A 6665-nucleotide genomic window follows, 5' to 3' on the forward strand; every position below is an offset into this window, starting at 1 on the left:
CGAGGTAGAAATCTTATATGGTGTGTGTTTGAAAGATAAGGTGAAAACTAGTATTGTTGTTGATCGGGATCTGTGGGAGAGGTTCAAGTCTAGGGTTGCTGTTGAAAGAGGGTTGAGAACGTTAAGCCGGGCTGTTGAGGAAGCGATAGAGGAAGAGCTGTATGAGCAAACTGTTATAAGAGCTTTGGAAGAGCTGCTACAGGAAGAAATGAAAGCTTATAAATCTATACAAGTGACACCTGTAAAGCCCCGTGTTACCACAGATGCGGGCTATGTTGTGAGAGAATTGAGGGATTCGAGAGGTTGACGGTGGTGTATTTTGATTCGAGCGCTATAGTTAAGCGCTATATTCTTGAAGCTGGCAGCGATGTAGTTTCAAACATCTATAACAGGGTATTAAGGGGTGAGGCCCTTCTATCATTTTCGCTTTGGAATATTGGTGAGGTTCTTGGCGTTCTAGATAGATACTATCGCCGAGGATGGCTGTGTGAAGAGGAGTACAGGCTAGCAAGGTATCAATTTATCGAGGAAACTATAAGGTTCCTAAAGCTGGGAGTTCTCAGGTTGATTCCAATAAGGTCAAAGCTTCTAGCCCAAACATGGAAGCTCATAGAGAGATATCATATATATGAAGCAGACGCCCTACAAATAGTATCTGCAAAATTAATTAATGCTCAAGAATTTTATACAGGAGATCAAAAACTATATGAAGTAGCTATTAAAGAAGGACTTAACAGCAGGTTACTAGGTTAGCAAGTAAGATAAAGCCGAAAGGGTTTTCCTAATGAGACTCGCCCTAGATGATTATTGAAAGCTGGAACTATATTGATGGCGGGGGGTTGATGAGGAGAGATGGGATTGGAAGAATTGGATATCAAAACCTATTCTCATTTAATATATGGTGGTGTCTATGGAGATTGTTCTCAGGCCTATAGGGTTTATAAGGGTGGGGTTTTCGGATGATGTTGTTAGAGAGTCTTTTGAGGGTGTTGATGGTGATATAGAAATTCTTCCTGAGTATGAGGAGGGTTTGGCTGGGATAGATGGTTTTTCACATCTGATAATCATAGCCTATCTCCACAAGATCTCTGCCCAGGATAGGGTTAGGCTCAGGGTTAGGCCTAGGAAGTGGATTAGACTCGGGTTATCGGAGGATGAGGTGCCCGAGGTTGGTGTCTTCTGCACCGACTCTCCCTTCAGGCCTAACCCCATTGCTCTCTCTATTGTGAGGCTTGTGGGGAGGAGTGGGAGGGTTCTCCATGTGAGGGGTCTAGATCTCTTTGATGGAACCCCTGTTCTTGATATAAAGCCATATACATATTCTAGGAGGGTTGATTCTATAGGTGTTCCTGGCTGGTACTCCGATCTCTTGAACCGTATTAGGAGGATCTATCCGGATGCTAGGGAGATATAGAACAGATCTCAGATCTCTTTTAGCTTGGAGCTCTCTAGCGCGATAGACCATCTGATCCTTGCTTTCCTCTCAGTCCTACCTACAACCTCGATCCTCCCGATCCCCAGGGCTATCTTTAAACCTATATATTCTAGGAACTCTCTACATCCAACTGCGATGCTACCCCCCAGCCCGACTCTACATAGATCTTTATCTGCTATAGCTATACCCTTTATAACAGCTATGTCTGGGCTTGGATTCGATGTTTTAATAGCGGATCTCACTAAGATCCTCTCAACCCCGAGGTCTATCCCTAGATCCCTAGCTATCCTCCTAGCCTCTGGAGCCATGATCCTCATGTGGAGGAGCTTCTCATCATCACCCTGGATATATGGTCTACATGTCTTCCTAATCATCGAGTGAATGCTATATAGATTCTCTATAACAGCCGAGACCTTATCCCCAGGCGACCCCGGTTTATGGGATAATATAGATAGATCCTCGTCCCCCAGCTGAAGACCTATATGAAGATCTAGAAGCCCTCCAGAGGCATTAGAAACCTCACCAGGATCTCCGAAGAGCCTTCTAAAGATCCCGAGGGGTATCGAGTCTAGAGCCTTGATAACAAGGCTATGAGGGCTTCTAAGAGGCATAGCCCTTATCGAGGATGCTGCAACACCACCCAACACCTTGAATATATATAGAGGATCGCTTCTGAGAGCTGAGAGATCCCTTACAACCTGCTCCTCAACCCTTTTCAAAAGCACACCAGGATCTCTTGAAACACCTCTAAAAACAGATTCGAGAGCATGTATAGAGACAGATGCAAGCCCTCTAAAGCTAGTCCCACCGCTAAAATCTATCGAAACACCCTCCGAGGCTTTTTCAAAGGGGACGCCAGATGCTATTAGCCTGAGGACCTCCCCAGCCCCTGAGACCCTCACCCCTAGTAGGCGTTTCAACACCCTCATAACCCTCCTTGAATGACCAACACTCCTACCCCCTATGACGCCTATGAAGAACTGCTTATAAGGCCCTGGATCCCTCTTGATCTCCTCGTAGATCCTCATAACCCTTGCTAGGCTCATATATATAGATGCTAGATCCTCATCCACATATCTAGCCCACATACCCCGATCCAAGAGGATGGCCATTCAATATACTCTCAAGCTAATATCGCTTAGAAGGGGAAAAGCTGTTTAGAATATATGGCTAAACTTTATATACCCCTATAGATATAATGCTCGGTGGTTCTATTTGTCGAGAACCGCAGCCCCAGGGTTCTTGTTGTAGATAGGGTTTCTGAGAAGCTATTAGAGGGCCTTAGAGAGAGGGGCTTCGAGGTAACATATACACCGGGGATAGATCCTGTAGAGCTTCTCGATAAGGTCAATGGATATGATATCCTAGTTGTTAGAAGCAGACATAGAATCGATTCAAGGGTTGCTGAGAGGGCTGAGAGGCTAAAGCTAGTTGTTAGAGTAGGAACTGGGTTGGATAACATAGACGTTGAAGCCCTAGCTAGAAAAGGGATCGAGGTTATAAACACCCCAGAGGCTCCCGTAATATCTGTGGCTGAGCTTGTAATAGGCCTTATGATCATGTGTTCAAGGGATCTATATAATGTTGTTAAAAACGTGAAGAGCGGATCATGGGAGAGGCCCTTGGGCAGAGAGTTATATGGTAAAACACTATGCATAGTCGGCCTGGGGAGGATAGGGTCTAGGGTTGCCGAGCTTGGGAGAGCCCTTGGTATGAGGGTGGTGGCACACGATATACTAGATCTCTCTGAGAAGGCTGAGAGGCTTGGGATAGAGTTTAGAAGGGATCTATATAGCATGTTACCCGAATGCGACTACATATCCCTCCACATACCCCTCAACGAGGGGACAAAGAGGATGTTCTCTAGAAGGGAATTCTCAATGCTAAAGCCAGGCTGTATATTTATAAATACCTCTAGAGGAGGTGTCATAGATCCTGAAGCTCTTCTAGAAGCCCTGGAAACGGGGAGGGTTTGGTGCGCAGCCCTAGACGTCTTCGAGAAGGAGCCACCTGAGAGGGGGAGTGTTGAGGAGGCCCTTATAAGACATCCAAGGGTTATACCAACCCCTCATATAGGGTTCCAAACAGCTGAGGCCCAGGAGAGGGGGGCTATATTAGCTCTTAACAAGATATTGGAGAGGTTTGCCCGAGATGCCTAGGCTCTTCACACCAGGGCCTGTAGAGCCCTATAGAGAGGCTCTCGAGGGTCTTCTAAAGCCTGTGCTAAGCCATAGATCCCCTGGCTTTAAGGAGATCATCTTAGGGGTTGCTGAGAAGCTATCCATTGTTTCGAGGCATAGGGGTGGTGTAGCGATCTTCGCTGGTAGTGGGACGCTCGCAACAGAAGCGATGATCTATGGCCTTGTATCGCCTGGAGAGGGTGTTCTTGTGATAAGCTACGGCGTCTTCGGCGAGAGGCTTGCCGAGAGCTCCTCTAGAAGGGGTGCTAGGGTCTATGTCTATAGAGTTGATCCAGGATCCCCCCTTGATCTAGGATATATAGAGGATCTAGTGAGGAGGAATAAGATCTCATGGATAATCACCACCCACGTCGAGACAAGCTATGGCCATAGAGTATCAGAGCTGAGAGAGCTATCGAAGCTAGCAAGCTCACTAGGATCCCCACTACTCCTAGACGCAGTATCATCATTCGCTGGGGAGGAGCTAGACGTCTCAGGCTGGGGCATAGGGGCTGTAGCCTCGTGCTCCCAGAAAGCCATAGGAGCACCCCCAGGTGTCTCCTTCGTTCTTGTAAGCGACTACCTAGTTGAAAGGGCTAGAGCCGTATCTAGATCGGCTCCGCCACCCAGATACATGGATCTCAGCCTATATATGGAGCAGATCGAAAAGGGGTCTACACCATTCACACCAGCAATAAACCTATTACAATCCCTAGACGGAGCCCTGGAGAGGATATTAAGAATAGGTGTTGAGAGAAACATAGAGATCCATAGGGAGAGGGCTGAGACCCTCTACAGATCCATGGAAACCCCGTTAATAACCCCCCTAATAGAGAATCCAAGCTATAGAGCAAACACAGTAGCTGTATTCAAGATCATGGACAAAGCGATCAGAGCAACAGAGATCGTTGATAGACTAGCGGAGGAGGGGATAATCATAGCGAGGGGGATAGGAGAGGATGGGGATAGGCTGATAAGAATAGGTACGATGGGGAACATATCGAAGGAGGATCTAGAGGAGCTGGCTAAGAAGATCAAGGATCTAGCTTCTGAGATAAGCCTTCGAAGAAGATAGAAGAGATAGTAGCTATAGCCGAGAACCAGCCCTCTAGAGTATAGAGTCGGAGATCCTCTGTTAGGGAATCCCCTAACAAAGATCCCATCATCTTACCAATGATAGACCCCTTTTAACCAATTTATTGTAAAAATCCACACATAATCAGGATCTTCATGATTAGGATCTAAGCCCTTTTAAGGTTGAGAGAAAGTCAGATCCACATATGGTTTGTTTTGATAAAACAGCTGGCAAACCCCGACTTTTAATGCGGGGAAGGGGTCATATAAAAATAAAACTGCCTATTACATATTGATATTTGGAAGCAGATCTGGGGGTGGCTTGCTTGAGCAGCATCGAGGCCCAGAAGAGGGCTCAGAATGAGGCTAAGATTAAGGAGGCCCTCATGCTCCTCATGGGTATTGTAAACGATTCCCAGGTTCCCAGGAATATCAGGAGGGCTGCTATACAGGCTATAAAGATCCTCCAGGAGACGAGTCTAACCCCTGGTGTTAGAGCTGCTAACGCTGTTAGCATTTTGGACGAGGTTAGCCAGGATCCCAACATGCCTACCCATGCTAGGAACCTCCTATGGCAGATCGCTACCAGGCTCGAGACTGTTAAGGACTAGCTATCACGCTAAAGGGTGATCTGCTATAGAGTTGAGGAGCGCCTATGGCTTCAGAGTTAGGGGTATCTATGCAACAGCTATAGCTAAGATCCTCATGGAGAGGGGGTTTAAGCCGAGCGATATATCTGAGAAGCTCTCAAGGAGATTAGGTGCTGAGGGTGAGGGCTATGTAGATGTTACTGTGAAGAATAGTGATGACGATAAGAGCCTACTAGTAATAGTGGGGATACCAGGCGCTGTTGAGGAGGCATTCAACGCCTTATCAAGCGTGCTGAGGAGATCCCTCTACAGAGGCCCATTACCCCTCTACATGGTATTCAGAACCTCAGCAACCTCACAGGAGGCTGGCGGATGCTATGTAGAGACGCCGATAGGTGTTAATGGGTTTCTAAGGGATAGAACCTGTTATAAGGGTGAGGAGATGGTCGCAACTATTATAGGCTATAGGGATGATGGTGCTCCAATAGTGGATAGGGGTATATATGTTGTTGGAAGGAACATGATCCTTTTGGATAAGCCTGTCCAGAAGATCTCGGAACATATAAGGGATCCAGATGTTATATTAGAGCTCAAAGGCGTCTCAGACATGATTCTGAGGCAGGGCCTCGGGGTATCTTGGAGGAGCTCGGCTGCGAGGGCGTCTATAACCGAGCTTCTAGAGGAGTTCGAGGGGCTTAGGAAAACCCTTCAATCCATATCTGAAAAAGCTAGATCGAGCTCTAAGCTAGAGCCTCTATATATCGGTGAGGGCATAGCCTTTATACAGCTATCTCCTGATGATATGGAGGAGCTAGATAGAATCAGATCTATGGTGACGCCTACAGCCCCAATGCACCATATAATAAAAACCTATTCAGAGCATCCAGAGGTGGCAGATCTGCTAGACGGGATCGTGGCGAGCGGTGGAGATCCAAACGCTGTTAGAGGTGGGATAAGAAGATATGTCCTCGAGAACCTATATAGAGGTGCAGAGGTATCCATAATACATGGAAGGCCATTTGAGAAGCCACACCAGCTTGGAAGGGGTAGGCTGAGGATCTATATGGAGGATAATGGTAAGATATACATGGGTATTCTGAGGAACATAATGGGCTCAGGGATCTATGATGGCCTTGGAATCCCCAAGGAGAGGGATGATAAGGCATTCACAGTAGCTGGGGAGGACATGTGGATCCTGATCCACGCCTATTATGCTAGCGACGCAAGACTCAAAGGAGTATATGTGAATATAAACACGAGACCCGTGATACTATATGATGGTATAATAAAGATCTGCTACCTAGATCTAGAGATAGACGCGGCAATAACAGCCCAAGGGCTAAAGATAGTTGATAAAGAGAGATTCGAGAGAATATGTGGAAAACC

At 46.7% G+C, this 6665-nt stretch carries 8 protein-coding genes; 7 read left to right on the plus strand and 1 reads right to left on the minus strand.

All coding sequences use genetic code 11. From position 1 onward, the window contains the following. From QXE01_10790 to tsaA, 3 genes are all read left to right on the plus strand, one after another. Positions 1 to 307: hypothetical protein (locus QXE01_10790; protein ID MEM4971723.1), on the plus strand; the 307-nt coding region annotated here is incomplete at its 5' end. A 2-nt stretch (positions 308 to 309) separates the two neighbouring features. Beyond that, complete coding sequence (locus QXE01_10795) at positions 310 to 753, plus strand: type II toxin-antitoxin system VapC family toxin (GenBank protein ID MEM4971724.1); 444 nt, start codon at positions 310 to 312, stop codon at positions 751 to 753. Between the two features lie 157 nt (positions 754 to 910). Continuing rightward, positions 911 to 1414: a tRNA (N6-threonylcarbamoyladenosine(37)-N6)-methyltransferase TrmO gene (gene tsaA, locus QXE01_10800; protein ID MEM4971725.1), complete on the plus strand. Its 504-nt coding sequence runs from the start codon at positions 911 to 913 to the stop codon at positions 1412 to 1414. 8 nt (positions 1415 to 1422) lie between these two features. Here tsaA and QXE01_10805 read toward each other — a convergent pair whose 3' ends face one another. Next, positions 1423 to 2547 carry a hypothetical protein gene (locus QXE01_10805; protein MEM4971726.1) on the minus strand — a complete coding sequence of 375 codons (1125 nt, stop codon included), beginning with the start codon at positions 2545 to 2547 and terminating at the stop codon, positions 1423 to 1425. 93 nt (positions 2548 to 2640) lie between these two features. Between QXE01_10805 and QXE01_10810 the strand changes: the two genes are divergently transcribed. The 4 genes from QXE01_10810 to QXE01_10825 all read left to right on the plus strand — a co-directional run. Then, positions 2641 to 3594, plus strand: coding sequence for a D-2-hydroxyacid dehydrogenase (locus QXE01_10810; protein MEM4971727.1), 954 nt, complete (start codon positions 2641 to 2643; stop codon positions 3592 to 3594). After that, a complete protein-coding gene (locus QXE01_10815) occupies positions 3587 to 4690 on the plus strand; it encodes an aminotransferase class V-fold PLP-dependent enzyme (protein MEM4971728.1) in 1104 nt (367 codons plus the stop codon). The genes QXE01_10810 and QXE01_10815 overlap by 8 nt, the downstream gene beginning before the upstream one ends. Positions 4691 to 5024: 334 nt before the next feature. Next, positions 5025 to 5300, plus strand: a complete 276-nt coding sequence (locus tag QXE01_10820; protein MEM4971729.1) for a UPF0147 family protein — start codon at positions 5025 to 5027, stop codon at positions 5298 to 5300. Positions 5301 to 5331: 31 nt separating this feature from the next. Next, positions 5332 to 6665 (plus strand): DUF402 domain-containing protein (locus tag QXE01_10825; protein ID MEM4971730.1); only part of this gene is annotated, 1334 nt, incomplete at its 3' end.

The organism is Sulfolobales archaeon, assembly GCA_038897115.1.
GTDB lineage: Archaea > Thermoproteota > Thermoprotei_A > Sulfolobales > AG1 > AG1.